This window comes from Bradyrhizobium sp. CCBAU 53340 (genome assembly GCF_015291645.1).
Lineage (GTDB): Bacteria > Pseudomonadota > Alphaproteobacteria > Rhizobiales > Xanthobacteraceae > Bradyrhizobium.
Genome location: NZ_CP030055.1, coordinates 5,209,556 through 5,236,341 on the forward strand (window position 1 = coordinate 5,209,556; position 26,786 = coordinate 5,236,341).

26 protein-coding genes are annotated in these 26,786 nt (G+C 65.5%); 15 read left to right on the plus strand and 11 right to left on the minus strand.

What is annotated here, in order from left to right; all coding sequences use genetic code 11:
* Position 1: 1 nt before the first annotated feature.
* The 4 genes from bluB (at position 2) to XH89_RS24955 (ending at position 3,401) form a co-directional block, all read left to right on the plus strand.
* Positions 2–634, plus strand: coding sequence for a 5,6-dimethylbenzimidazole synthase (bluB, locus tag XH89_RS24940; protein ID WP_194463037.1), 633 nt, complete (start codon positions 2–4; stop codon positions 632–634).
* Positions 635–830: 196 nt separating this feature from the next.
* Positions 831–1,709: an alpha/beta fold hydrolase gene (locus XH89_RS24945; protein ID WP_194468615.1), complete on the plus strand. Its 879-nt coding sequence runs from the start codon at positions 831–833 to the stop codon at positions 1,707–1,709.
* Positions 1,710–1,803: 94 nt separating this feature from the next.
* Positions 1,804–2,775 carry a 2,3,4,5-tetrahydropyridine-2,6-dicarboxylate N-succinyltransferase gene (gene dapD / locus XH89_RS24950; RefSeq protein WP_194463038.1) on the plus strand — a complete coding sequence of 324 codons (972 nt, stop codon included), beginning with the start codon at positions 1,804–1,806 and terminating at the stop codon, positions 2,773–2,775.
* Positions 2,776–3,107: 332 nt separating this feature from the next.
* Positions 3,108–3,401 (plus strand): hypothetical protein, encoded by a 294-nt coding sequence (locus XH89_RS24955; RefSeq protein WP_194463039.1) that lies wholly within the window; start codon positions 3,108–3,110, stop codon positions 3,399–3,401.
* A 57-nt stretch (positions 3,402–3,458) separates the two neighbouring features.
* On the opposite strand, the gene XH89_RS24960 is transcribed toward XH89_RS24955, so the two are convergent.
* On the minus strand, positions 3,459–4,343 hold the full coding sequence (locus XH89_RS24960) for a LysR family transcriptional regulator (RefSeq protein ID WP_194463040.1): 885 nt from the start codon (positions 4,341–4,343) through the stop codon (positions 3,459–3,461).
* Between the two features lie 129 nt (positions 4,344–4,472).
* On the opposite strand from XH89_RS24960, the gene XH89_RS24965 reads away from it, so the two are divergent.
* From XH89_RS24965 to XH89_RS25010, 10 genes are all read left to right on the plus strand, one after another.
* Positions 4,473–5,411, plus strand: a complete 939-nt coding sequence (locus XH89_RS24965; RefSeq protein ID WP_194463041.1) for a ring-cleaving dioxygenase — start codon at positions 4,473–4,475, stop codon at positions 5,409–5,411.
* Positions 5,408–6,028 carry an alpha/beta hydrolase gene (locus tag XH89_RS24970; protein ID WP_194463042.1) on the plus strand — a complete coding sequence of 207 codons (621 nt, stop codon included), beginning with the start codon at positions 5,408–5,410 and terminating at the stop codon, positions 6,026–6,028. The genes XH89_RS24965 and XH89_RS24970 overlap by 4 nt, the downstream gene beginning before the upstream one ends.
* A 179-nt stretch (positions 6,029–6,207) precedes the next feature.
* Positions 6,208–6,990: an IclR family transcriptional regulator gene (locus XH89_RS24975; RefSeq protein ID WP_194463043.1), complete on the plus strand. Its 783-nt coding sequence runs from the start codon at positions 6,208–6,210 to the stop codon at positions 6,988–6,990.
* On the plus strand, positions 6,987–7,862 hold the full coding sequence (locus XH89_RS24980) for an ABC transporter permease (RefSeq protein ID WP_194463044.1): 876 nt from the start codon (positions 6,987–6,989) through the stop codon (positions 7,860–7,862). Before XH89_RS24975 ends, XH89_RS24980 begins: the two co-directional genes overlap by 4 nt.
* Before the next feature lie 8 nt (positions 7,863–7,870).
* Complete coding sequence (locus tag XH89_RS24985; RefSeq protein WP_194463045.1) at positions 7,871–8,734, plus strand: ABC transporter permease; 864 nt, start codon at positions 7,871–7,873, stop codon at positions 8,732–8,734.
* A 30-nt stretch (positions 8,735–8,764) separates the two neighbouring features.
* Entirely contained in the window at positions 8,765–9,823 is a 1,059-nt protein-coding gene (locus XH89_RS24990) for an extracellular solute-binding protein (protein WP_194463046.1), read from the plus strand.
* The gene (locus XH89_RS24995; RefSeq protein ID WP_194463047.1) at positions 9,820–10,881 is read left to right on the plus strand and encodes an ABC transporter ATP-binding protein; all 1,062 of its coding nucleotides are present in this window, start codon (positions 9,820–9,822) and stop codon (positions 10,879–10,881) included. Before XH89_RS24990 ends, XH89_RS24995 begins: the two co-directional genes overlap by 4 nt.
* A 5-nt stretch (positions 10,882–10,886) precedes the next feature.
* Entirely contained in the window at positions 10,887–11,573 is a 687-nt protein-coding gene (locus XH89_RS25000) for an AroM family protein (protein ID WP_194463048.1), read from the plus strand.
* On the plus strand, positions 11,570–12,685 hold the full coding sequence (locus tag XH89_RS25005; protein ID WP_194463049.1) for a DUF917 domain-containing protein: 1,116 nt from the start codon (positions 11,570–11,572) through the stop codon (positions 12,683–12,685). Before XH89_RS25000 ends, XH89_RS25005 begins: the two co-directional genes overlap by 4 nt.
* Entirely contained in the window at positions 12,682–14,235 is a 1,554-nt protein-coding gene (locus XH89_RS25010) for a hydantoinase/oxoprolinase N-terminal domain-containing protein (RefSeq protein WP_194463050.1), read from the plus strand. The genes XH89_RS25005 and XH89_RS25010 overlap by 4 nt, the downstream gene beginning before the upstream one ends.
* Positions 14,236–14,412: 177 nt before the next feature.
* Here the strand turns inward: XH89_RS25010 and XH89_RS25015 are convergent, their stop codons facing one another.
* The 7 genes from XH89_RS25015 to XH89_RS25045 form a co-directional block, all read right to left on the minus strand.
* Positions 14,413–14,859, minus strand: a complete 447-nt coding sequence (locus XH89_RS25015) for a c-type cytochrome (protein ID WP_194463051.1) — start codon at positions 14,857–14,859, stop codon at positions 14,413–14,415.
* Positions 14,860–15,232: 373 nt separating this feature from the next.
* Positions 15,233–16,726 carry an ABC transporter substrate-binding protein gene (locus XH89_RS25020; protein ID WP_194463052.1) on the minus strand — a complete coding sequence of 498 codons (1,494 nt, stop codon included), beginning with the start codon at positions 16,724–16,726 and terminating at the stop codon, positions 15,233–15,235.
* 57 nt (positions 16,727–16,783) lie between these two features.
* A complete protein-coding gene (locus XH89_RS25025) occupies positions 16,784–17,788 on the minus strand; it encodes an ABC transporter ATP-binding protein (RefSeq protein WP_194463053.1) in 1,005 nt (334 codons plus the stop codon).
* Positions 17,785–18,798, minus strand: a complete 1,014-nt coding sequence (locus XH89_RS25030; protein ID WP_194463054.1) for an ABC transporter ATP-binding protein — start codon at positions 18,796–18,798, stop codon at positions 17,785–17,787. Before XH89_RS25030 ends, XH89_RS25025 begins: the two co-directional genes overlap by 4 nt.
* Before the next feature lie 2 nt (positions 18,799–18,800).
* Entirely contained in the window at positions 18,801–19,694 is an 894-nt protein-coding gene (locus XH89_RS25035; protein ID WP_194463055.1) for an ABC transporter permease, read from the minus strand.
* A complete protein-coding gene (locus XH89_RS25040) occupies positions 19,691–20,641 on the minus strand; it encodes an ABC transporter permease (RefSeq protein WP_194463056.1) in 951 nt (316 codons plus the stop codon). The genes XH89_RS25035 and XH89_RS25040 overlap by 4 nt, the downstream gene beginning before the upstream one ends.
* 280 nt (positions 20,642–20,921) lie before the next feature.
* Positions 20,922–22,343 (minus strand): amidase, encoded by a 1,422-nt coding sequence (locus XH89_RS25045; RefSeq protein ID WP_194463057.1) that lies wholly within the window; start codon positions 22,341–22,343, stop codon positions 20,922–20,924.
* 124 nt (positions 22,344–22,467) lie between these two features.
* On the opposite strand from XH89_RS25045, the gene XH89_RS25050 reads away from it, so the two are divergent.
* Positions 22,468–23,355 (plus strand): LysR substrate-binding domain-containing protein, encoded by an 888-nt coding sequence (locus tag XH89_RS25050; protein ID WP_194468616.1) that lies wholly within the window; start codon positions 22,468–22,470, stop codon positions 23,353–23,355.
* 6 nt (positions 23,356–23,361) lie between these two features.
* Here XH89_RS25050 and XH89_RS25055 read toward each other — a convergent pair whose 3' ends face one another.
* Genes XH89_RS25055 through XH89_RS25065 form a run of 3 tightly spaced genes read right to left on the minus strand, consistent with a single transcriptional unit; the run spans position 23,362 to position 26,783 of the window.
* Positions 23,362–24,306, minus strand: coding sequence for a carbohydrate kinase (locus XH89_RS25055; RefSeq protein ID WP_194463058.1), 945 nt, complete (start codon positions 24,304–24,306; stop codon positions 23,362–23,364).
* A gap of 17 nt (positions 24,307–24,323) precedes the next feature.
* Positions 24,324–25,970 carry an FGGY-family carbohydrate kinase gene (locus tag XH89_RS25060; RefSeq protein WP_194463059.1) on the minus strand — a complete coding sequence of 549 codons (1,647 nt, stop codon included), beginning with the start codon at positions 25,968–25,970 and terminating at the stop codon, positions 24,324–24,326.
* Between the two features lie 39 nt (positions 25,971–26,009).
* Positions 26,010–26,783, minus strand: coding sequence for an SDR family NAD(P)-dependent oxidoreductase (locus tag XH89_RS25065; RefSeq protein ID WP_194463060.1), 774 nt, complete (start codon positions 26,781–26,783; stop codon positions 26,010–26,012).
* Between the last annotated feature and the right edge of the window lie 3 nt (positions 26,784–26,786).

Here is a 26,786-nt window from a genome sequence, read left to right on the forward strand (position 1 = left end):
CATGGTCGAATTCGACGACGCCTTCCGCCGGCAATTGCACGAGCTGTTCGTATGGCGCCGCGACGTGCGCCATTTTCGCACCGATGCGCTGCCCGACGGTGCCATTGAGCGGCTGATCGAGACGGCTTGCCTGTCGCCCTCGGTCGGCCTGAGCCAGCCCTGGCGTTTCGTCATCGTCGATGATGCCGCGCGGCGTCGTGCCGTGATCGACGACTTCAAAGCTTGCAACGCCGAGGCGCTGAATTGCTATTCCGGCGATCGCGCGGGCCGTTATGCCGCGCTCAAGCTCTCAGGCCTCGAACGGGCCCCTGGCCACCTCGCCGTCTTCGCCGACAAGGCCAGCGATATCGGCCACGGCCTCGGCCGGGCGACCATGCCGGAGACGACGGAGTATTCCGTGGTCGCCGCAATCACCGCAATGTGGCTCGCCGCGCGCGCCGAGGGGATCGGGCTTGGCTGGGTCTCGATCCTCAGTCCGGAGCGCATCCACGGCGTGCTCGACGTGCCCGCCTCCTGGAAATTCATCGCTTATCTCTGCGTCGGCTATCCCGAGGCGGCGTGCGACCAGCCCGAACTCGAGCGGGCGAAGTGGGAGCACCGGCGCAGCCCCGACGAATTCACGTTGCGGCGGTAGATGCCCTATCCTCCGTCATTGCGAGCGCAGCGAAGCAATCCAGCATCGTGCCGCGCGCGAACGTGCCGAGCTTGAAAAGGCATCGACGAACACACTGGACAATATGCTCGCACCAGCCCAGGAACATAGGGTCACGCACTGAAATCAAGAATCACAGGGGGCGCCCGTGCGCGCAAGATACCTCGCCATTCTCCTCATGCTGCTCGCACCCGCAGCCCGCGCCGAGGAACAGTTTCCGTCCACGTTCCAGAGCAAGTCGATCCCGGCCAACGGCACGCAAATTCATGTGCGCGTCGGCGGCAAGGGACCGGCCGTGATCCTGATCCACGGCTTTGGCGATACCGGCGACATGTGGGCCAGGCTCGGCGCTGATCTTTCACGCGACCACACCGTCGTCGTGCCAGATTTGCGCGGCATGGGCCTCTCGGCCAAGCCCGAAACCGGCTACGACAAATGGACCGAGGCCGCCGACATGCGGGCCGTTCTCCAGTCGCTCGGCATCGAGAAGGCCGTCGTCGTCGGACACGACATCGGCACCATGGTGGCCTATGCCTACGCCGCGCGGTATCGCGACCTGACCGAAAAGCTGGTCGTCATGGATGCTCCCGTCCCCGGCGTGCCGCCCTGGGACGAGGTCGTGCGCAGCCCGCAGCTCTGGCATTTCGATTTCGGCGGACCCGACATGGAGCGGCTGGTCAAGGGCCGCGAGCGCATTTATCTCGACCGCTTCTGGAACGAATTCGCCGGCACGCCCTCCAAGGTCGACGAGGCGACACGCCGCCACTACGCAAAACTCTATGCTCAGCCGGGGGCGATGCATTCCGCCTTCGCCCAGTTCAGGGCGATCCGCACCGACGCCGAAGACAACAAGAAGGCGATCGCAACCAAGCTGGCCATGCCGGTGCTGGCTGTCGGCGGCGAAAAGTCCTTCGGCAAGATGGAAGCGGTCGTGATGCGGAACGCGGCGAGCGATGTCACCGAGGTCGTGATTCCCGGCGCCGGCCACTGGCTGATGGAGGAGGATCCGGCCGCGACCATCACGGCGGTGCGCCAGTTCCTCGACGGCAAGAAATAGGACAGCGAACCGGGCTGACACGTCTCAGCCCGGCTTTCCCCCTGGCGAGAACTCGCGTATCCACTGCGTAATGGATCGCAGTGGGAGAATTCAAATGGCGATGGAGCCGAGGGGCGCGCGGGGCGAGGGATTTGCGACTGTTACCGCGGATGGCCGCGTGCTGGATTCCTGGTTTCTCCAGCCAGCTCTCGTCGCGGAGGCCGGCAAGACGGCGACGATCCGGCTGACGAACGACGAGATCGCCAAATCGCTGGGTGAGTCAGCCGACGGCTATGCGCGGCACGACGACATCCGCAATGTCGATATCGTTGCCATCCGGACAGATATTGGCTCTCTTGCATCCGCGCCGACGGATGTGCACGACGCCTATCTGCGCCTGCATCTCTTGAGCCATCGGCTTGTCCAGCCGAATTGCCTGAACCTCGACGGCATTTTCGGCCTGTTGCCCAACATCGTCTGGACGACCCTCGGCCCCTGCGAACCTGCGCGCGTGCCGGACGCGCGGCTCCTGGCGCGAAAGCGTGGCCTCGCGTTCGAGGTGGCTGGCATCGACAAGTTTCCGCGCATGACCGACTACGTGACGCCTGCGGACGTGAGAATTGCAGATGCGGATCGCGTCCGGCTCGGCGCCCATCTGGCTCCCGGCACCACCGTGATGCATGAAGGCTTCTGCAACTTCAACGCAGGCACGCTCGGTCCCTGCATGGTCGAGGGCCGCATCAGCGCCGGCGTGGTCGTGGCAAGCGGCAGCGACATCGGTGGCGGCGCCTCGATCATGGGGACGCTGTCGGGCGGCGGCAAAGAGAAGATCACGGTCGGCGAGCGCAGCCTGATCGGAGCAAATGCCGGCATCGGCATTTCATTGGGCGACGATTGCATCGTCGAAGCCGGCTGCTACATCACGGCCGGCGCACGCATCCTGTTGGAAGACGGCCGGGTCGTGAAAGCCAAGGAGCTCTCCGGCCAGAAGGGCCTTCTCTTTCGCCGCAACTCCCAGAGCGGCGCGCTCGAGGCAACAAGACGCAAAGGCAATTGGGACGGCCTCAACGCGCAGCTTCACGGCTAGACCAGCCAGATCGCGACGAGATGGGTTTCGCAAGGGCGAAATCTATCCGACGAGCTGCAAGCTGACGCTCCCGTAGGGTGGGCAAAGCGGAGCGTGCCCACGACCTCCATCAATTGAGAAAGATCGTGGGCACGGCGCGTTGCGCCTTTGCCCACCCTACGCACCTGAGCGGCTTCAACGATCGTTCGCTTTTGCCATCGATCATTGTAACGCAACGTCCGGCTACGCGCTTACGTTGCTGAACACAAGTCGGACATCAAGAGGTCTCCAGCCGGCTGTCTATTTTAGTTGTAGCCTATGGCGAACGTTGACCAACTCGCCATATGGATGGGATGAGCATTATCAAACCAACAGGGCTTCGTCCCGGCTGGCGAAAGATTATGATCGTAGTCACCGTCGTGGTGGCAGCTATGCTGGGTTACGGAGCATGGATGTATCCAGATGCGCCGTTCCGCAAATGTAGCGTCGGGATTGAGACTTACTGCGGCAAAGGAGGCAAACAGCGTACTCCGTCTGAGTATGAGGATTTTCGCAAATGGGAGAATACGCTCATCTTTGTTGTTTGGCCGATCGCAGTGAGTCTTCAAATCCTCGCAGCTCTTTTTAGTAGGCAGAAAAAGAGATGAACCACGCGTCCGATAATGGTGATTTGCCAGCCTCCACGCGCTTGTGCGCCGTCATTTTCACGCGCCAAACCGCTCCACCAGAAAATCGATAAACAGCCGCACCTTCACCGACAGATGCCGCGTCGGCGGATACACCGCATAGAGCGCGAGCGGCGGCGCGGAATAGTCGTCCAGCACTGTCCGCAGTTTGCCCTTCTTCAGAGCCTCCGCCGCGATGAACTCCGGCAGCAGCGCGAGTCCCCTGCCCTTGATCGCGGCGTCACGCAGCACCTCGGCATTGTTGACGCAGAGCGACCAGGCCGGCTGGATCCAGTGATCGCCGTCGCGGCCTGAGAGCTTCCACTGATTGCCGGTCAGCAAGAAGCCGTAGGTCAGCGAGGCATGCGCGCGCAGATCCTGCGGATGTTTTGGCGTGCCGTGGCGCGCGAGATAATCGGGCGAGGCGCAGATCATGCGCGGCACCGGCATGATCTTTCGCGCGATCAAACTCGACGATTCCAGATCCGCAATACGCAGCGTCACGTCAAAACCGTCCTGGACTGGATCGAGCAGATCGTCGCTGAGCACGATCTGGAGCTGAAGCTCCGGGAATGCTTCCATGAAATCTGCGAGCACGGGCCCAAGCCGCATCGTGCCGAACGACATCGGCGCGTTGACGCGTAACAGGCCCCGCGGCGCCGACTGGGCCTGCGTCACCGCCTGATCCGCCGCCTCGATCTCCGAAAGGATCACCACCGCCCGCTCGAAATAGCGCTGGCCGTTTTCGGTCGGGCTGGCGTGGCGCGTGGTCCGGTTCAGGAGTTGCACGCCAAGGCTCTCCTCGAGGTCGGCGATGTATTTGCTGATCGCCGAGCGCGACAGGCGCAGCTGCCGGCCCGCCTCGGCAAAGCTGCCGCTTTCGACCACCTTCACGAAGGCCCGGAGGCTGGCGACCTTATCCAAGGCCGGGGCCCTGGGATTGTTTCCAAATCGTAGACATAGCCGTCATATTTGCATGGATTGTCTCCAATCCAAAGCGGAACAATATTTCCGGCCAGAGCAAGACCGCTCCCCGATTTCAGGAGGACGACAATGTCTGGACTGCACCACGTCACCGCGATTGCCGGCGATCCCATCCGCAATTTCGGCTTTTACACCCGGGATCTCGGCCTGCGCTTCGTCAAGAAGACGGTCAATTTCGACGATCCCGGCACCTATCATTTCTACTATGGCGACGAGACCGGCCGCCCCGGCACTATCCTGACCTTCTTCCCCTGGGCCGGCGTGTCGCAGGGACGCCGCGGCGTCGGCGAGACCCATCAGACCGCCTTCCGCGTGCCGCAGCGGTCGCTCGGCTACTGGACGCAGCGCTTCATCGAAAAGGGCATCGCTTACGAGGCGCTCGAGAAGCGTTTCGGCGAGTCCGTGCTGCCCTTCACCGACCCTGACGGCATGGCGCTGGCCCTCGTCGGCGTCCCCGGCGCCGAGAACGAGCCCGGCTGGAGCAATGGCGACGTGCCGGCCGAGCATGCGATCCGCGGCTTCCACGGCGTGACCTTGCTGCTCGACAACGCAGCGAAGACGGCTGCCGTCCTCACCGACGTGTTCGGCTTCAAGGAAACAGGGCGCGAAGGCTCGGTGATCCGCTTCAAGGCATCGGGCGATGTCGAGGGCAGCGTCGTCGACATCTACGAGGCCAAGGGCTTTTTGCGCGGCCATCAGGGCGGCGGCTCGGTGCACCACATTGCGTTCCGCGCGGCTGACGACGCCGAGCAGGGCAAGATGGCGCAAAAGCTCGTGAGCAATCACGGCCTGCACCCGACCGAGCAGCGCGATCGCAACTACTTCCGCTCGATCTATTTCCGCGAGCCCGGCGGCGTGCTGTTCGAGATCGCAACCGACATCCCCGGCTTCGCCGTGGACGAACCCGTGGCGACGCTCGGACGTGACCTGAAGCTGCCCAGCTTCCTCGAACAGCATCGCAAGCAGATCGAGGGCGTGCTGCCGAGCCTGGAAGAAACCGCATCATGACCGACTTCATCCATCGCTTCGAGCCCGCGACCAGCGCGGGCTCCCCACCCCTATTGCTGCTCCACGGCACCGGCGGCGACGAGAACGACCTGCTCGGGCTCGGCAAGATGATCTCGCCAGGCTCGGCCCTGCTCTCGCCACGCGGCCGCGTACTCGAACACGGCATGCCGCGCTTCTTCCGCCGCCTCGCGGAAGGTGTGTTCGACGAAGAGGACGTCCGCCGGCGTGCGCTCGAGCTTGGCGATTTCGTTGCGGAAGCACGGCGGCGCCACGACATCGCCGCGCCTGTCGCGGTCGGCTTCTCCAACGGCGCCAACATCGCAGCCGCTTTGCTGTTGCTGAAGCCGGGCGTGTTGGCCGGCGCAGTGCTGCTCCGCGCCATGGTGCCGCTGTCGGATCCGCCGAAGGCTGAACTCGACGGCAAGCCGGTGCTGCTGCTCTCGGGACACGCCGATCCGATCGTGCCTGCAAGCAATTCGGCCCGGCTCGCCGCGCTGCTGACGCAGGCGGGCGCCCGCGTGAGTCACAAGGTCCTGCCGGCGGGGCACCAATTGTCCCAGGCCGACGTGGCGCTGGCGCGCGATTGGATCGGTGGCGTCGCGGCCGAAGCCGCCTGAAAACCCGAGCGGCGCATCCCTTGATCCGCGGTACGCCGCTCGCCCCCGCAAGCGACGTGCCGCGGCCCTTTGCGCAATCGGGCACCACCCTGCCGGAAATTTCCGCTTGCCCGTTTCCACGCCAGGCTTAGAATTTGGGACACGGTTCCGAAATTTGGAACTAGCTCGGATCAGCCTGCATGAGCGCCCTGACCAACGCGATCGAGATTCTCCGCTGCTTTTCCAGCGCGCGGCCGGATCTGTCGTTCGCGGATGTGATGGCATTGACAGGCAAACCGAAGAGCTCGACCTCGCGGCTTCTGCGGTCCTTGCGCGACTGCGGCCTGCTCGAGCAGGATCCGCACACCCGCCGCTACCGGCCCGGCCTCCTCACCTTCGAGCTCGGCCGGCTGCATCGCGCTCATGACGATCTCATCGGCATGGCCGAGCGCGAGTTGCGCGAAGTCTGCGCGCGCACCGGACATACCGGATATATCGCCGTGCTCGACGGCTACGAGCAAGTGGTGCTCCGCATCGTGCCGGGCTCAAATCCCTTGCGCGTCGTCAATCCCCCGGGGCAGCGCACGCCGGCGCTCGCGACCTCGAACGGCCGCGCGATGCTCGCCCGTCTCTCCGACGAGGATATCCGCGCGCGCATACCGGCGAGCTATCCAAAGCTGCCGCGCAACTCGCCGCAAAACTTCAAGCAGCTGATGGCGCGGCTCGACGAGATCCGCAGCACTGGCGTCTCGGAAGCATCAGATGAATCGATCGAGGGCGTCGGCTCGCAAGGCTTTGCGCTCAAGAGCGGCGAGACCGGCGAGATGGTCGGAATCGCAGTGTCCTATTCGGTGCAGGCAACCACCGCCGCCGAGCGCGCCAATGTCCGTCGCGAACTCGCGACCATGGCCGCCAAGCTTCGACGACTGACCGGCGATCCGCTCGATCAGGATGCAGCGCGTAGTCAGACGGGGACGCGATGAACAGCGCCGCCAGCCAACGCCCCAACGGCCTTGCGCTCTTTATCCTTCCGAGCGCCTTGCTGTTCACCTTGTTCTTCTTTCTGCCGATCGGGCTGATGGCCGTGATGAGCGTGCTCACCGGCAATCCGGTGGTGATGCCGAAGGTTGCCTTCACCACGCGCCACTATGCCCGCATGATCGGCGATCCCTATTATCTCGAAGTGGTCTGGACCACGATCCGGATCGGCCTCGTGACCACGCTGGTCGCGCTCCTGATCGGCTATCCCCTGGCGCATTGGATGGCGCGGATCAAGAGCCGCACCGGTCACGCGCTGCTGCTGATGGCGGTGCTGGCGCCGATGCTGACGGGCATCGTGGTGCGCACCTTCGCCTGGATGACGCTGCTCTCCGACAAGGGCGTGGTCAACCAGACCCTGATGTCGCTCGGCCTCATCGCCGAGCCGCTGAAGCTGATGTACACCGAGACCGGCATCGTGGTCGGCCTCGTTCACATCTATGTCCCCTTCATGGTGCTGACGCTGACAGGCGTGATCGGCCGCATCGACGAGCGGCTGGAGCAGGCAGCGGAAAATCTCGGTGCGAGCCCCTTGCGCGCCTTCCTCGAGGTGACGCTGCCGCTCAGCCTGCCCGGCATCCTCGCCGGCTCGCTGCTGGTCTTCGCGCTCGCGATCAGTGCCTATGTCACGCCGATCCTGCTCGGCGGCTTCCAGATCATGACGCTGCCGATCCTGATCTACCAGCAGATCTCGGCGAATTTCAACGTCGGCTTCGCCGCCGCGCTCGGCATCGTGCTGCTGATCATCTCGCTCGTCCTCGTCATCGCCTATAACCGCGCGCTCGGCCTCGTCTCCGGCCAGCGTGAATTGCAGTGAGGCCGGTGATGAGCACCTCCACCTCGCACAGTCCATCGCTCGCCCCCGATCACGCTGCGCCTGTGCGTATCGCCGCCGCTCCCCGGCACTCCGGCCGCCACCTCTATCTCGCCATCAACATCGCCATCCTGGTCTTCCTGCTGGCGCCGATCGCGATCGTCGTCGTGTTCGCCCTGAACCCGACACCCTTCATCCAGTTTCCGCCGGTCGGCGTGTCCTTGCGCTGGTTCGAAAAGTTCTTCGCCTCACGCGATTTCATGCAAGCGCTCGGCTTCAGCCTCGAAGTTGCAGTGCTCACCACGGCGTCGGCGACCGCGCTTGGCGCCTCCGCGGCGCTTGCCCTCGCGCGCGGCAATTTGCCGGGCACGCGGCTGATCGTGGCGACCATGCTCTCGCCCCTGATGCTGCCGGCGATCCTCACGGGCCTCGCGCTGTTCCAGACCTATGTGCTGCTCGATGTGGGACGCCCGACCTGGGGCCTCGTGGCCGGCCACACGCTGGTGACACTGCCATACGTGGTGCGCACGACTCTCGCGGTGCTGCACAATTTCGACACGCGCCTGGAGGAAGCCGCGCAAAATCTCGGTGCAAGCCCCGTGCGCACCTTCTTCGAGGTGACGCTGCCGCTGATCAAGCCGGGCGTACTCGCCGGCGCCATCTTCGCCTTCATCGTCTCCTTCGACCAGTTCCCGGTGTCGCTGTTCCTGGTTTCACCGGGCAACGAGACGCTGCCGGTCACGCTGTTCAACTACCTCAAGTTCGACCTCGACGGCACCATCGGCGCCGCCTCCGTCGTCTCGATCGTGCTGGCCTTCGTCGTCGTCATCGGGCTCGACCGCACCGTCGGCCTGCGCTCCTACGTCAAATTGTAACCACTCATTGTAACCTCAGGGATTCGAGACATGATGAAAGCTTTGGGACCGCTCAGCCGCCGCCGCTTTCTGACCGCGAGCGCCTCGCTCGGCATCGGCACCATCGCCGCTCCTTACGTCGCGCGCGCCGACGACCCGACGCTGCGCATCACCGGATGGGGCGGCAAGTGGGGCGACATCATGAAGGCGGAAATCGGTCCCGCCTTCGAGACCGAGTTCAAGTGCAAGCTGCAGATCGATTCCGCCTTCCCATACTTGCCGAAGCTTCAGGCAAGCTCCCGTTCGGCGCCGATCTACGACGTGCTGCACACCAATTCCAACGAGCAATGGGCCGCAGCCGAGATGGGGCTGGTCGAGCCGAAGATCGACGCCAAGCTCGTGCCCAACCTCGCTGACGTCTATCCCTACGCCGTCAGCGAAAAGATCGTCGGCGTCTCGATCTTCACCAGTGCCATTGGCCTGGGCATGCGCACCGACAAGGGCTATGGCAACATCACCTCCTGGAAGGAGCTGTGGGACGCCAAATATAACGGCGTCCGCGGCGGCTATGTGATTCCCGTCAACAGCCTCGGCCAGGCCTTCCTGATGATGTGCGGCACGCTGTTCGGCAAGGGCCAGACCGATCTCGACGCGGCCTACACGGCGCTGGAGAAGCTCAAGCCGATCAAGATCGTCGATTTCACCGGCGCAATGGAGAAGATGCTGCTGTCGGGCGAGGTCGGCCTCTGCGTCATCCACGATTCCGGCATCTATCGTTATGACGGCCAGAACCAGCCGACCGACTTCGTCTCGCCGAGCGAAGGCGTGCTGTCGCTGGAGCAGGTCCTGACCATCACGCCCGGCAGCAAGATGAAGGAGCTCGCCAACGCCTATGTGAACTACATGCTGCGTCCTGAGGTCCAGAAGCGCCTCGCGGAGACCGTGTGGTACTCGCCGGCCAACAAGAAAGTGAAGCTCGACGCCAAATATGACGCCAAGCTGCTCACGACCCCGGAGAAAGTCTCGAAGCTGATCCAGGTCGACTGGAAGTGGTACAACGAGCGCAAGGACGAGATCGACCAGCGCGTCAACCGGATCTTCCGCGCATGAGCGCATCGATCGACATCGCCGGCGTCAGCAAGGTCTATGACGGCGGCGTCCGCGCGGTGGACGCGGTCGCAATGGACATCAGGCAGGGCGAGTTCTTCTCCCTGCTCGGCCCGTCCGGCTGCGGCAAGACCACGACGCTGCGCATGATCGCCGGCTTCGAGACGCCCAGCGCAGGCGCGATCCGCGTCGACGGTGCCGACATCACCCATGTGCCCGCGCACAAGCGCGACATGGGCATGGTGTTCCAGAACTATGCGCTGTTCCCGCATCGCACCGTCGCCGAGAACGTCGCCTTTGGCCTGCGCATGCGCGGGCTCGACAAGGCGAGCATCGCAGGCAAAGTGAAGGCGGCGCTCGCCATGGTCGAACTCTCCGGCCTCGAAGACCGCCGCCCTGCCCAGCTCTCCGGCGGCCAGCAGCAGCGCGTGGCGCTTGCCCGCGCCATCGTGATCGCCCCGCGCGTTCTGCTCTGCGACGAGCCGTTAGGGGCGCTCGACAAGAAGCTGCGCCAGCAGATGCAGTTCGAGCTCAAGCAGCTCCAGAAGAAGCTCGGCCTGACGCTGGTCTTCGTCACCCACGACCAGGAAGAGGCACTGGCGATGTCCGACCGCATCGCGGTGATGAATGGCGGCCGCGTCGAGCAGGTCGGCTCGCCGACCGAAATCTACAACAATCCCACCACGCGTTTCGTCGCCGACTTCATCGGTGACACCAACATCTTTCGCGGCGAGCGTGTCGGGCCGAACCTCGATGTCGGCAATGGCTTGGTCCTCACCCTGCCGCCTTCAATGACGCAGGGCGCGGACGCTCTCTCGGTGGCGCTGCGTCCCGAGAAGATCCGCCTCTCGCCACGTGTCGATGCTGCCGGCGCTTCTGCACACGGGGTCGTCGAAAACACCAACTTCCTCGGCGGCGCAGTGCTCTATCGCATCACGCTCGAGGGTGGCCATCGCGTTCTCGTGCAGCAACCCAATGCAGGCACGAGCCGCCTGTTCGTTCCCGGTGACAACGTCACGCTCGACTGGACGCCGGCCGATCTCGTCGTCTTGAAGGACTAGCCCCCATGAACATGCCATTGAAGCACCAGCGCATCGGAGTGGTCGTGATCGGCCAGAGCCCGCGCCCCAGCGTCGCCGCCGAGATCGCCGCCGTGCTGTCGCCCGGTATCCAGATCGAGCTGCGCGGCGCGCTCGACGGCATGAGCCGCGCCGAGATCGACGCCATCCCGCCGATGGACGGCTACGACACGCTGTTCACGCTGCTGCCGAACGGCGACGGCGTCACCATCAGCAAGAAGGAAGTGGAGCGTCGCGCCAGCCAGCAGATTACCCGCTTCAAGCACGAGGGTGTCGGCGTGACGCTGATGGCCTGCACCGGCAAGTTTCCAAATCTCGCGGCCGACGGCCTCGTCATCCTGCCCTCGGCCATTCTGCACAATCTCGTCGAGGCCGTGCTGCCGAAGGGCCGGCTCGGCGTGTTCTCGCCGCTGCCCGAGCAGACCGCGCTGATCGACAAGAAATGGCAGCGCGGCGGCGTCGAGGTGGTCGGCATCACGCTGCGTCCAGGCTCCAGCGACGCCACGGTCGATGAGGCCGCTCGCACCATGGCGGACCTCGAGCCTGATCTCGTGGTGATGGACTGCATCAGCTACACCAGCGCCAACAAGGCGCGCGTGCGCGCCGCCTATCCCGGCCCCGTGATCCTCGGCATTGCCGCGGCGGCCCGCATCGTCGAGGAGCTGGTGTCGTGAGCACAGTGGAATTGAAGACGATCAGCCTCGAGGACATCGAAGCGCTGGCGGTCGGCGCCTGGATCCTCGGCACCGGCGGCGGCGGCAGCCCCTATCTCGGCCTGCTCAATCTGCGCCGGCTCTATGCCGACGGGCACCGCGTGCAATTGATGTCGCCGCTCGACCTCGACGACGAGGACTGGGTCGCAGTGGTCTCCAACATGGGCGCGCCGCTGGTTGGCCAGGAGCGCCTCGCCGACAGCCGCAACATCGCACGCGCCGTGCGGATGCAGGAGGAGATCAACAACATCAAGTTCCGCGCCGTGATGTCGGTTGAGATCGGCGGCGGCAACGGCGTACAGGCGCTGATGGCGGCCGCCCATCTCGGCATCCCCGTGGTCGACGCCGACTGCATGGGCCGCGCCTTTCCCGAGGCACAGATGACCTCGGTCGCGATCGGTGACCTCCGTCCCTATCCCTGCACCCTCTACGATCCCCGCGGCATCGAGGCCGTGGTGACGAAGGTGCCGAGCTGGAAATGGATGGAGCGGGCCAGCCGCAAGATCTGCGTCGAGATGGGCTCGATCGCCTCCACCAGCAAGGCGCCGCGCACCGGACGCGAGGTGAAGGACTGGGGCATCCACTTCACAACCACCAAGGCGATCCGCATCGGCCGCGCCGTGCAGGAGGCCAACCGCCGTCACGAGGATCCGATCGCCGCGCTGCTCGAAACCGAGGGCGGCAAGAAGCTGTTCACCGGCAAGATCGTCGACGTCGCCCGCCGCACCACCGAAGGATTTTTGCGCGGCACCGCCATGGTCGACGGCAGCGATTCCGACCGCGGCACCAGGCTCAAACTCTCGTTCCAGAACGAATGGATCGTGGCCTGGCGCGACGAGGAAGCGATTGCGACCTCGCCCGATCTGATCTGCGTGCTCGACAGCGTCAACGGCCACGGCATCGGCACCGAGACCATCCGCTATGGCCAGCGCGTCACCGTCGTCGCCCTGCCCGCCCCGCCGGTGTTGACGAGCCCCCGCGGTCTCGACTTCGTCGGCCCGCGCGCCTTCGGCTATGACCTCGATTTCCGTTCCCTCTTCTCGCCGCAGCGGCCGGAGCTTAAGATCCCATGAAGCGTATTGGCATCGATGTCGGCGGCACCAACACGGACGCCGTGCTGATCGTCGACGAGAAGGTCGTCCATTCCGTCAAGCGCCCGACCACATCAGACGTCACCTCGGGCATTCTGGACGCGCTCAAGGCGCTGCGCGCCGAGCCGGCCGCCGCCGTGAAAGTCGACGCGGTCGTCATCGGCACCACGCATTTCATCAATGCCGTGGTGCAGCGCCGCCACGTGCAGAAGATCGGCGCGATCCGCATCGGCATGCCCGCGAGCGCCTCGCTGCCGCCGTTCTGCGACTGGCCGACGGATCTCGCCTCGCTCGTCAACGGCGAGATCTTCATGCTGGAAGGCGGCCACGATTATGACGGCCGACCGTTCATGCCGCTCGACGTCGCCGGCCTCAAGAATGCCGCGCGAAAAATCAAGGACGCCGGCCTGCGTTCGGTGGCGGTGTGCTCGAGCTTCTCCCCGCTCGATCCCTCCTGCGAGACGACCGCGCGCGAGATCCTCGCCGACATCTGCCCCGATGTCGCGGTGACGCTGTCGCATGATCTCGGCCGCATCGGCCTGCTCGAGCGCGAGAATGCCGCGCTGCTCAATGCCTCGCTGCACGACCTCGCCGTCACTACCGTCGCCGCCTTCCGCAAGGCGATCGCCGACAGCGGCATCGATGCGCCGCTGTTCCTGACCCAGAACGACGGCACCGTGATGCAGGCCGAGATCGCCACCGCCTTCCCGGTGATGAGCTTCGCTTCCGGCGCCACCAATTCGATGCGCGGCGCCGCGCACCTCTCCGGCCTCGACGATGCCATGGTCGTGGACGTCGGCGGCACCACCAGCGACATCGGCCAGCTTCGTCACGGCTTCCCGCGCGAGGCCAATGCCGTGGTCGAGGTCGGCGGCGTGCGCACGCTGTTCCGGATGCCTGATCTCTTGTCGATCGGGCTTGGTGGCGGCAGCCATGTCGACGAGGACCCGGTGCGCGTCGGCCCGCTCAGCGTCGGCTATCGGTTGACGTCGGATGCGCTGGTGTTCGGCGGCTCGCGCCTCACCGCCACCGACGTGGCAGTCGCAGCCGGCCTGATCGACATCGGCGACCGCTCGCGCGTTGCGAACTTGCCGAAACGCCTGATCGATGCCGCGCTGCGCGATGCCTGGCGCAAGCTGGAGGAAGACATCGACCGCATGAAGACCGAGGCCGGCGACGTGCCGCTGCTCGCGGTCGGCGGCGGCGCCTTCCTGGTGCCGGACCGCCTGCCCGGCATTTCCGAGATTGTGCGCGTGGCGCATGGCGACTGCGCCAATGCCGTGGGGGCTGCGATCGCGCAGGTCTCCGGCGAAGCCGATCAGGTGTTCCGCGATCTCAGCCGCGAGGATGCGATCGCCGCCGCGCGCGACATCGCGGCGGACCGCGCGGTCCAGGCGGGTGCTGCGCGCGACAGCCTCAAGACCGTCGATGTCGAGGACATGCCGATCGCCTATCTCCCCGGCAACGCACTGCGCGTCCGCGTGCGTGTTGCGGGCGCGATCGCCGATCCGGATCTGCCTGCGGCGGCCTAGGCGTCGGCCAAAATCTGAAAAACAACCCCATGCACAGTAGCCGGTGACCGATAGATCAATGGCTCAGGCCAGCAGCCCGGCGATTTGACACGTCGGGCAAAACAGGAGCATATTGCCAACATCGGAAAATCCGCAGAACGAACCGCGGTCACGCCTGTGGCTGATGCTCGTCGGTTGCTACTTTTGCTGAATACGGTTCAGATAATCGATAACCGCGAGAATCCGCGTTCGCACGACAACTTCCGGGCTCTGCTCGGGTCCGGCCTTTTGCCAGTAGTACGGATCGACATGATGCGGCAAGTTCACGATGGGATTGAACCGTTCTCCCCATATCGGCATTTCACGCGTGCCGTGAGCGGCAATCGTCTTCGATCCATAGATGGTTTCGTAGACAGCGTTCGTTGGAAAGACGCCGTTGTTGTTCTTGGCCAACATCGTCAGATCTGCAGGCTGTACCTTGAGCTGTTCGCTGACGGGTCCTTTGCCTCGTCCGTCCGCACCATGACAGCTCGCGCACGACGACTGAAATTCTGACTTGCCAATGTCGATGTCTTCGGCCTGGGCCGCACCAGCCAGCCCGGCAAGTCCGGCGATCATCAACGATTTCAGGCACCAGTTCATCATGGCCGCGCCCCAGTTTTCGGGTGAACCTTCCTAGCAGCCCCCATTTGGTTGGGTTTGACGCAGGTCAACGATCTCCAGGACGCAGATGTGTCCTGGCATCTTACTGATGCCCGCAACATCATCCTTAGGCTCCCCGCACGGTGCTTTGCACCGCACGGCTCGCACCTCAGGGTGACGGCAGCATGACTGTTGCCAAGACGAAACAACTCTCATCCCGTCATCCTGAGGCGCGAGTTCGGCAGCGCGATCGCGCTGCCGGGCGAGCCTCGAAGGATGGACGGCCGAGACGCAGCCGGGCCGTCGCCCTTCGAGGCTCCCGGCGCGATGCTTCGCATCGCGCCACTCGCACCTCAGGGTGACGGTTCTGCGCTCCCTATTCCCAGGACCAGGTCGAGAAATCGTTCTCGAATTGCGGGACTTCCTTCCAGACGCCCTTCAGCTTCTTGCTGATGACCGTCGGCCATTGCGGCTGGAACAGGTAGGCGGAGACGGCATCGGTCGCCAGCATGCGCTGGGCGTCGCCGAGCAGCTTGGCGCGGGCGGCTTCGTCCGGGGTCGAGACGATCTGCTTGTAGAGCGCGTTGAACTTCTCGTTGTTGTAGCCGAGATAGTAGTCGGGCTCGGTGATCTTGACGAGGTCGAACGGCTCGACATGGCTGACGATGGTGAGGTCGAAATTGTGCGGACCGTTGCCGGCGAATACCTGCGACAGCCATTGCGCCCATTCGACGTTCTCGATCTTGGCGGTGATACCGACCTTGGCGAGCTGGGCCGCGACGATCTCGCCGCCCTGCCGCGCATAGGGCGGCGGCGGCAGCTTCAGGCTGAGCTCGAGCGGCGTGGTGACGCCGGCTTCGGCGAGCAGCTTCTTGGCCTTCTCGGGGTCGTAGGGGTTGACGTCGGTGGTGTCGACATAGCCGAGCGATCCCGGCGTGTAGAAGCTGCCGATCGGCGTGCCGTAACCCTCGACGGCGCCGTCGATCAACGCCTTGCGGTCGATCGCAGCGAGGATGGCGCGGCGGACGCGGACGTCGTCGAGCGGCTTCTTGCGCTCGTTGATGGCGACGATGGTCTTGGCCTTGGAGCCGCCGATCAGCACCGTAAAGCGCGGGTCGGCCTTGAACTGCGCAACGACGCGGGTCGCGATGCGCGGAAAGGCGTCGACGTCACCCGAGAGCAGCGCCGCGGCCTGGGCGGCGGGATCGGAGATGAAGCGGATCGTCACCTTCGAGAGCTTGATCGCGGAGGCGTTGCGATAGTCGGCCCACTTGGTCAGCGTAATCGACGAGCCCTTGGCCCAAGCGCCGAGCTGGTAGGGGCCGGTACCGACCGGCTGCGTGACGTTGGTCGCCGCGCTCTTCGGTTCGACGATCGAAGCGCTAGCCTGCCCGAGCAGGAACGGCAGGTTCGGCTCGGAATATTTCACCGCGATCACGACCGTGTCGGCATCGGGCGCGTCGACCTTCTCGAAGGCCTGGAACAGGCTCTTGTCCTTGTTGGTGCTGGTGGCGACCGCGTTGCGCTCGAACGAGAATTTCACGGCGGCGGAATTAAAGGCCTCACCGTTCTGGAATTTGACGCCCTTGCGCAGCTTGAAGGTATAGGTCTTCAGGTCGGGAGACGCGGTCCAGCTCTCGGCCAGCAGCGGCGAGACCGAGCCGTCCTCGTTGATCTTGGTCAGGGTCTCATAGATGTTGTAGAGCGTCACCTCGGCGATCGCGGCCGCGGCAGCATTGGTCGGATCGAGTCCCGGCGGCTCCAGCGTCATGCCCATGACAACGCTGTCCTTCTTGCTCTGCGCCAGCACCGGCAGCGGCGCCGCGGCCAATGCTGCGGCAAAAGCGACGATCGATAGCTTCTTCAACATGCCCAACTCCCCGGCCTTCTTCTGCCTTTTAATACTAAGCCAATCCTGTAGCCGACACTAACCTTCCATGGCCGCCTGCGGCAATGCCATCACGGCCTCCGCCTTGTGGCAGGCGGCAAGGTGTCCCTCGCCCACCCTGCCTAGCAAGGGTGGAACCTCCCGGCAATGCTGGTCGGCGAGCGCACAGCGCGCGACATAGGGGCATCCGCTGGCCGCGGCCGATTGCGAGGCGATCGCCTGGGCCCCGCGCCGGCGCCGGCCACCACCGGCCCGGGCGCGCGGCACGGCGTCCAGCAACGCCCGGGTGTAGGGATGGGCGCAGCGCTCGAACAGATCCTCCGGCCGCCCCTGCTCGACGATCCGGCCGAGATACATCACCGCGACCTCGTCGCAGAGATAATCGACGACGGCGAGGTCGTGGCTGATCAGGATGTAGCTGAGGCCGAACTGCTCCTGGAGGTCCTGCATCAGGTTCAGCACCTGCGCCTGCACGGAGACGTCGAGCGCGGAGACCGGCTCGTCGGCCACAATCAGCTTTGGTTGCGTGATCAGCGCCCGCGCAATCGCGATGCGCTGGCGCTGCCCGCCGGAAAATTCGTGCGGATATTTATCCATGTCCGCTTCGCGCAAGCCGACCTGCTTCAGCACCGCGGCGACGCGGGCGCGGAACGTGGTGCGGTCGGCATCGTCAAGCACGGTAAGCGGCTCGGCGACGATGCGCGCAATGGTCTGGCGCGGGTCGAGCGAGCCGTAAGGGTCCTGGAACACCATCTGGAAATCGCGCCGGGCACGGCGCAATTCATCCGGAGCGAGGCGGTTGAGATCGCGGCCGAGCAGCGTGACCTCGCCCGCGGTCGGCCGCTCAAGCGCCATCACCACGCGGGCAAAGGTCGACTTGCCCGACCCGGATTCGCCGACGATGCCGAGGCTCTTGCCGGCCTGGACCTGCACGCTGACGCCATTGAGCGCGCGCACCTCGCCGGGCGGACGAAACAGGCTTTCGCGCGGCAGCGTGTAGCGCTGCTCGAGATCTTTGACGTCGAGAAGAGGTGCTGCGGTCATGCGGACAGCGCTCCGACATTCGCAGCCATGGAGACATCGGTCCTGATGCAGCGCACGCCATGCCCGGGCCCGACGTCGACCATCGGCGGCAGCGCCGCCCGGCACGCATCGATCACCAGCGGACAGCGATCGGCAAAGGTACAACCGGCCGGCAGATCGGCGAGCTCCGGCACGGTGCCGGAGATCGTCTTCAGGCGCGTCCCCTTGCGCGCGCCGAGTTTCGGCCGGGCGCGGAACAAGCCTTGCGTGTACGGATGGCCCATGCGGCGGAAGACCTCGTCGGTCGGCCCGCTCTCGACCACGGTCCCGCCATACATCACCATCATGCGCTGCACGTTCTCGGCGATGACGCCGAGATCGTGCGAGATCAGGATCATCGACATGCCGCGCTCCTCGACGAGGTCGGCGATGAGATCGAGGATCTGGCCCTGAATGGTGACGTCGAGCGCGGTGGTCGGCTCGTCCGCGATCAAAAGATCCGGCTCGCAGGCCAGCGCCATGGCGATCGTGACGCGCTGGCGCTGGCCGCCGGAGAACTGGTGCGGATAGGCATCGATGCGTTTCGCCGGATCGGGCAGCCCGACACGGTCGAGCAAGGCGATCGCTTCTTTTCGCGCCTGCGCGGCGGAATATTTCTTGTGACGCCGCAAGGGTTCTGCGACCTGATGGCCGATCGTGTGCATCGGGTTGAGCGCGGTCATCGGCTCCTGGAAGATCATACTGATGCGGTTGCCACGCAGCTTGCAGTAATCCGCATCCGGCAGCCGCGCGAGCTCCTTGCCATCGAGCTTGATGCTGCCGGTGACGACCGCGCTGTCCGGTAGCAGCCCCATCAGCGACAGCGCGGTCACCGATTTGCCGCAGCCGGACTCGCCGACGAGCCCAAGCGTCTCGCCGCGCTTCAGCGCAAAGCTGACGCCGCGCACGGCCTGTGCCGAGCCGCGGCTGGTGTTGAGGCGGACGCCGAGATTGTCGACCTCGATCAGCGGCATGGTCGCGGGATCAGCCATCCTCACCGCTCCCGCGCCAGTCGGGGATCCAGCAGATCGCGCAGGCCGTCGCCGAGCAGATTGAGGCCGAGCACGGCGATCGCGATCGCCGCGCCCGGATAGACCGCGAGCATCGGCGACTGGAACAGCATGGTCTGCGCATCGTTCAGCATGCGGCCCCAGGACGGCTGCGGCGGCTGGGTGCCGAGGCCGAGGTAGGACAGCGCGGCTTCAGCGAGGATTGCGAGCGCGAACTGGATGGTCGCCTGCACGATCAGGATCGAGAGAACATTTGGCAAGACGTGCTCGATGGTGATGCGAAAAGCACCCTTCCCTGAGGCGCGCGCGGCCAGCACGAATTCGCGCGCCCAGATCGCATTGGCCGAACCACGTGTCAGCCGCGTCAGCGTCGGGATCTGGAAGATCCCGATCGCGATGATCGAGGTCACCATGCCCGGCCCCGCCACCGCGGCGAGCATGATCGCCGAGAGCACGGCCGGAAACGCGAAGGTGAAATCGGAGAAGCGCATGATGATCTCTTCGGTCCAGCCGCGCTTGGCCGAGGCGATCAGGCCGAGGCAGACGCCGAAGGAAAGTCCAATGCTGACCGCGATGATGCCGACCAGGATGGTGGAGCGTGCTCCGGCAAGCAGCAGCGAGACGATATCGCGGCCGAAGGAATCGGTGCCGAGCCAGTGCGCTGCCGACGGTGGCCGAAGTTTCGAAGCGATGTCGATCTCGTTGGGCGGCCACGGCGTCCACACCAGCGAGAGCAAAGCCGACACAACCACCAGCAGGGTCAACGCGCCGCCGAGCACGAAGCTGCGATGGCGCAGCGCGCGGCCCCAGAAGCCCCTCGCCGTCAAGGGGCGCGTTGCGACCGGCGCGTCAATAGAAGTGGTCAGAGGCGCGCTCACAGGTCGTGCACCTTGATGCGGGGATCGATGAAGGCATAGAGCACGTCGACGACGAAATTGACGACGACCACCATGGCCGCGAGCAGCATCACGCAATTACGCACCACGATCAGGTCGCGGTTGGCGATCGACTGGAAGATCAGCCGGCCGAGGCCGGGCAGGTAGAACACGTTCTCGATCACGATGGTACCGGCCAGCAGATTGGCGAATTGCAGGCCCATCACCGTCATGACCGGGATCATGGCATTGCGCAGCACATGGCCCCACAGCACCTCGCGCTTGCCGAGCCCTTTTGCACGCGCAGTGCGAACGAAGTCTTCGCGCAGCACTTCGAGGACCGCCGAGCGGGTGACGCGGGCAAGGATCGCGGCCTGCACGACCGCGAGCGAGATCGACGGCAGCAGCAGCGATTTGACCCCTGGCCAGATCCCGCCATCCCAGCCGGCGAAGCCGCCCGCCGACAGCCATTGCAGCCGCACGGCGAACAGCAGCACCAGGAGAATAGCGAACCAGAAGTTGGGCAATGCGATGCCCACTTGCGTCAGCGACATCACGCCGACATCGCCGAGCTTGTTGTGGTTGGCGGCGGTGTAGATGCCGGCCGAGAGCGCCAGCACCACCGTGATCAGCATCGACATGATCGCGAGCGGAATGGTCAGCACCAGCCGCTCCGCGATCAGGCTCGCGACCGGCGTGCCGTAGACATAGGAATTGCCGAGATCGCCGAGGGCAAGCCCCTTGATCCATTGCAGATAGCGGACCGCCAGCGGCTGATCGAGCCCGAGCTTGACGGTGAGCGCGCGTACCGCATCGGCCGAGGCGTCGGCGCCCATCAGCATCTGCGCGGCATTGCCCGGCAGCGCGTCCAGCACCAGGAAAATGATGACGGACGCGCCAACCAGCGTCGCCAGCAAGGTCAGAACACGTCGGAGGACAAATACGCTCATGCTTTCACGAACTCCGACGTCGTCCTGGCGAAAGCCAGGACCCATAGCCCGAGGGAGCGGTTTGGCGAAGACTGTTCGTTCGGTACTGACACCGCCTGTCCCCGACAGATTCCGCGATATGGGTCCTGGCTTTCGCCAGGACGACACCGAGAGGGTTGCGGGCGCCATGCCACATTGGGACAAATACGCTCATGCGCGGTCGGTTTCGGAGCTCATCATTCGCGGCACGAACACCATGTCCGGGCCCCGGACGCAAGCCTTTTGCGGGATACGCATACCGTCATTCCGGCCGGCGGGACAGTAGGTCGCTTGAGGCCTCGAACAGTGCGCTCACCCGCAGCAATTCCGCATCATGCCGGAAGCGGCCGACGAGCTGGAGCCCGATCGGCAGGCCGTCGCGGCCGAAGCCGCAGGGCAAACTGATCGCGGGGTGGCCGGTCATGTTGAACGGCATGGTCCACGGGAACCAGTGCGGTCGGACGCTGTCGAACTGCACCCCGTCGATCTCGATCTTGCCGAACAGATCCTGGTCGATCGGCAGCGCGGTGCGGGTGATGGTCGGCATCGCCAGCAGGTGCCCGCGCGCAAGCAGGGATTGCACGCGGCGGAACAGCGCGGTGCGCGCGAACATCGCCTCCTGATAGTCGACGCCGCTGACATTGGTTGCGAGCGCGATCTGCTTGAGGAAGGCTTCGCTCAAGGCCTCGCGATGCTCGGCCACCAGCTTGGAGAAGCGCGAGCGCCAGACCGTGTGATTGATGGCGCGCCAGATCGGCTCGACGTCGTAGCCCTCGCCGGAGAATTCCTCGAGCTCGGCGCCGAGGCTAGCGAGCCGGTCGAGGCTCGCCTTGAAGGCCGCAGCGACATCCGACGACACCGGGCGTCCCGGCGGCGAGGCGCAGAACAGGATCTTTTGCCCGCGCAGATCGCCGCGCGGCGCGGCGGTGCCGATGAAGTCAGGCACGGGCACGCCGATCGACCAGGGATCGCAGGCGTCCTCGCCTGCCATCGCCTGCATCATCAAGGCGGTGTCGGCAACGGTGCGCGTGGTCGGCGTGACATAGGTCTGGTTGCCGAACGCATCGAGCGCCTGGCTGTGCGCGATCACGCCGTTGCTTTGCTTCAGGCCCACCACGCCGTTGCAGGCGGCCGGAATCCGCGTCGAACCGCCGCCGTCGGTCGCGATCGCCAGCGGCGCGATGCCGCTCGCCACCGCCACCGCCGCGCCGCCGCTCGAGCCGCCGGAGGAGCGCTCCGCACTCCAGGCATTGCGGGTGCGGCCGAACAGCGGCGAGTCGGTCAGGCACTTGCTGCCGAATTCCGGCGTCGTGGTCTTGCCGATCAGGATCGCGCCTTGCTCACGCAGTCTTGCGACCGCGACGGCGTCCTCAGTGGGCACGTTGTCCTTGTAGGGAACGGCCCCGAACGTGGTCTTGACGCCCCTGGTGTTGACGATGTCCTTGACCGTGACGGGCAGCCCGTGCAGCAGGCCAAGCGGCTCGCCGGCCATGACCTTGCGCTCGGCCTCGCCGGCCGCTGCCATCGCCTCGTCGCCGCAGATCGTGATGAAGCAGTTCAGCTCGGGCTGGAGCGCCTCGGCGCGTGCGAGCACGGCGCGGGTGACTTCAACGGGGGAGATCTGCTTGTCCGCAATCAGGTGACGCAATTCGGTTGCGGACAGCAGGCAGGGATCGCCGTTCATCGTCAGATCATGCTCCGAAGCGGGGCCGCCGTTGGCCCAATGCATTGACATCGAGAATGACAGTTTTGTTAACTCGGCGTCCAATACGATTTTGGTGGCCAACCCATACGATTTCGGTATGCCTATGGATCTTCGCCGTCTTCGCTATTTCGTCGCCGTGGCCGAGGCCCGCAGCGTCGGCAAGGCCGCCGAGAGGTTGCGGATGGCGCAGCCGCCGCTCACGGTCCAGATCCGCAAGCTGGAAGCCGAGATCGGCGCGCCGCTGTTTCGCCGCGGCACGCGCGGCATGGATCTGACGGACGCGGGCCAGGCGCTGATGACGCGCGCCAGCGAAGCGCTGGCGCTCGCCGCCGACGGGGCTGAAGCCGCGCGGGCCGTCGCTTCCGGACGGCGCGGCCGGCTCGCGGTCGGCTACATGTTCGTGCTGGCGAATGCCGTGCTGCCACGGCTGATCCCGGAGCTGCGGCGATCCATCCCCGGCGTCGATCTCGATTTCGTCGACCTCAGCGCATCGACGCGCGAGGCACGGCTGCTCGACCGCAGCGTCACGGTCGCGCTGTGCATGCCGGCGATCCACCATCCCGAGATCCAGGTGGCACGGATCGGCGCGCAGCCGTTCATGCTGGCGATGCCGAACCGCTCGCCATTGGCACGGCTCGGCGCCGTGCCGATGGCGCGGCTGCAGGGCCGCCCGCTGATTGCGCTGCCGCCGCCGGAGCGGGACCCCGCCTCCTCCGCGGTCGCGGCCCTGCTGCGACGGCACCAGATCGTGATGCCGATCGCGAGCCGGGTGGAGACGGTGAATTCGGCGATGAGCCTGGTCCTCGCCGGCGAAGGTCTTGCGGTCCTGCCGGCCTGCGCCAGGCTCGGCGCGCCGCGCGGCGTCGTGTTCCGGCCGCTGCGCGATGCCGCAGATTCCATCGACATCGCCGTGTGCTGGCGGCGCGACTCGCAGAGCCCGCTGATCCCGGGATTTGTGAAATGCGCCGAGAAGATCGTCGCGCGGCTGTGAGGCGGACTACCAGCTCCAGCTGATCTCGTGGCTCCAGGGCGGATCGGCGCCCGGGCGGGTGCAGGTGAGGCCAGCGCAATTGGCGGCAAAGGACAGCGCACGGCGCAGCTCATCCGCGCTGATGTCCTTCAATTGCTGGCGGGGCAGCCGCCCCTGCTTGTGCAAGGCGAACAGCAGCGCGGCCTGAAAACTGTCGCCGGCGCCGATGGTATCGGCGACCGCGACCTTGGGCGCCTCGACCTCGATCTCTCCGGCCTTCGCATGCCAGGCGATGGCGCCGTTGTTGCCGCGGGTGATGACGACGAGGCTTGGTCCCTTTGGCCCCTGCCCCAGCAGCGCTTGCGCGCGTTGCTGGTACGGCTCTTCGCCGAACAGATAGGCAAAGTCGACGTCCGACATCTTGATGAGATCGGCCTGGGTCGCGAACTCATTCATGCGGGCGAGATAGGCCGGCTTGTCCCTGACCAGATTGGGGCGGCAATTCGGATCGAAGGAGATCGTCGACGACGCCTTCGCTTCCGCGATCAGGGCCTTGGTCTCGGCAGCGCCCCGGTCGTTGACCAGCGTGGTCGAGCCGATGTGAACGGCCTCGACCGTGGCGAACGGAATGGTGCCGCGCCGAAACGTCCAATTCCGCGTCGCGGTCTCGGCATCGTAGAAGGCGTAATGCGATTCGCCGGCGACGATGCGGACGAAGGCGAGCGTGGTCTGGTGGTCACTGCGCGTGGCGAAACCCAGCTCGACATGCGAGGCAGCCGCATGATCGGCGATCATACGTCCGAACATGTCGTTCGAGATGCCGCCGACGAAGCCGGTGGGCGCGCCCAGCCTGGCGACGCCGATCGCGACATTGAGGCAGGAGCCGCCGACCGCCGGCATCACGGCTTCGCGGCCGTCAGCATTCTTGGTCGGCACGAAATCGATCAGCGCGTCGCCGCAGGAAATCAGCATGTCTTCAGCGGGTCCTTCTAGCTTCTGGCGATGTCGCCCATCGCCGCCCGGCTGCCCCGATCGACCTCACGCAGCAGCTTGTAGACCTCGCGCTTGCGTTTGTGAAATGCGGACATGTCGGGCGCGGTCGGCTCGCTCTTGCGTCCGAGCGCCGACATCTTGGCCATGGTTTCGCCGATCGAGGCATAGGCCCCGCTGGCGACCGCCCCTAACATCGCCGCGCCTAGCAGCACCGGCTCCCGGGTCTGTGGCAGCGCCACGGTGAGGCCGGTGGTATCGGCCATGATCTGGCGGACCAAAGGGCTGCGGCTGGCGCCGCCGCCCATGATCATGATGCCGGCATGAACGCCATGCGCGGCAAACGCTTCGATCACCTCGGCGAGCCCATAAGCGAGCCCGCACAGGCCGGCGACGAAGAGCCGTTCCATCGAGCCGATATCGGTGTCGAGATCGAGGCCCGCGATCACGGCGCGGGTGTCGGGATCGGCGTAAGGCGAGCGGTTGCCGATGAATTCGGGAAGCACGTGGACGTCGCGCGCGAGCAGCGCGGCGCGGCTGGCATCGCCGGCGCGCGCGATGATGCGGCGCTCGAGGAATTCTATGAGGTCGACGCCCTCGCCGCGCGCCGCCGCGCTCGCCTCGGCATGTCCCGGATGCGATTTGAGCAGATGGTCGATCGCCGCGCCCGCGGCCGACTGGCCGCCCTCGTTGAGCCAGAAGTCCGGCACCATGCCGGAATAATAGGGACCCCAGACGCCCGGCACGAAGCACGGCTCCTTCGTCGTCGCCATGATGCAGGCCGACGTTCCCATGATGTAGGCGAGGCGATCGGTGACGTCGGTCGTCCCGCCCGATCCGTCGCGCCCGCCGATCGCGCCGATGCCGCCGGCATGGGCATCGATCAGGGACGCGCCGACCGGCGTGCCGGCGGACAGGCCGAGATCGGCCGCGGCGGCGCGGGTGAGACCGGCGCCGAGCCGCGTGCCGGGGGCGACGATCTCGGTGCCGATGCGGGCGTATTTCTCGCTGACGAAGTCGGACATGCCGATGCGCTTGAAGAACGGCGCGCTCCAGCCGCCGCCGTCATGGGCGAGATAGTTCCATTTGCAGGTGACGGTGCAGGTCGAGCGCTGCAGCGATCCGGTAGCACGCCAGGTCAGATAGTCCGCCAGATCGAAGAAATGCCCGGCGGCATCGAAGCTCGCGCGCAGGTGACGCTTGAGCCACAACAGCTTCGGCATCTCCATCTCCGGCGAGATCGAGCCGCCGACATAGCGCAGCACGGCATCCTCGGTCTCGTTGATCAGCCGCGCTTCGGCGACGGCGCGATGATCCATCCAGACGATGACGTTGCGCTCCGCCTCGCCGGAGGCGCTGACGGTGAGCGGTTCGCCCTTGCTGTCGAGCACCACCAGGGAACAGGTCGCATCGAAACCGATGCCGGCAACATGATCGGGCGCAATAGCCGCTTCCGCCATCGCTGCCCGCACCGAGTTGACGCAGGCCTGCCAGATATCCTCGGACGATTGCTCGACGATATCGCCGGCCTCGTGCCAGATCCGGATCGGATGTTTGGCGGTCGCAAGCAGCGTTCCCGCCGCGTCAAACACCCCTGCCCGCGTGCTCGTGGTCCCCACGTCGACGCCGATATACGCTCGCGGCATTGTCGCTCCCGGAAGCTCCCGCCCGTCTTGACGGTGAGCCTACCAGCAAGTGTAGCCGCCATCCACCAGCACGATGCTGCCCGTCATCAGGCTCGCGGCCTCCGAGGCCAGGAACAGCACGACCGAGGCGATCTCCTCGACCTGCCCCATCCGCCCCATCGGGGTTCCACCGATCCAGGCATCGTACATTTTCGGGGTGCTTTTCACGAAGGCGTTGAGCGGCGTGTCGATATAGGTCGGCGCCACCGCATTGACGCGGATGCCGCGGGCGCCCCATTCGGCGGCGAGCGACTTGGTCAGATGATGCACGCCGGCCTTGGAGGCATTGTAGAAGCACTGCTCCTGCGGCTTGTTGACGATGAAACCGGACATCGAGCCGACATTGACGATGGCGCCGCTTCCCGCCTTCAGCATGTGCTTGCCGAACTCGCGGCAGCACCAGAAGGTGCCGTTGAGGTTGACGTCGATGACGTTGAGCCAGTGCTCGTCGGTGACGGTCTCGGCCGGGGTCTCGCTGCGGGCGATGCCGGCATTGTTGACGAGGATGTCGACCTTGCCGTGGCGGGCGACGAGATCGTTCGCGACCTCGGCGACGCGCTTGGTGTCGGTGACATCCATGATGGCGGTCTCGATGTCGAACCCCTTGGCCTTCAGGCTGGCCTTGGCGCTATCAGCGATCTTGCTGTCGCGGTCGCCGATGATGACCTTGGCGCCGGCCTCGGCCAGCGCTTCGGCGCAGGCCAGCCCAATGCCCTGCCCGCCGCCGGTGATGAACGCGGTCTTGCCGCTCAGCTTGAATTTTTCCAGGTACATGTC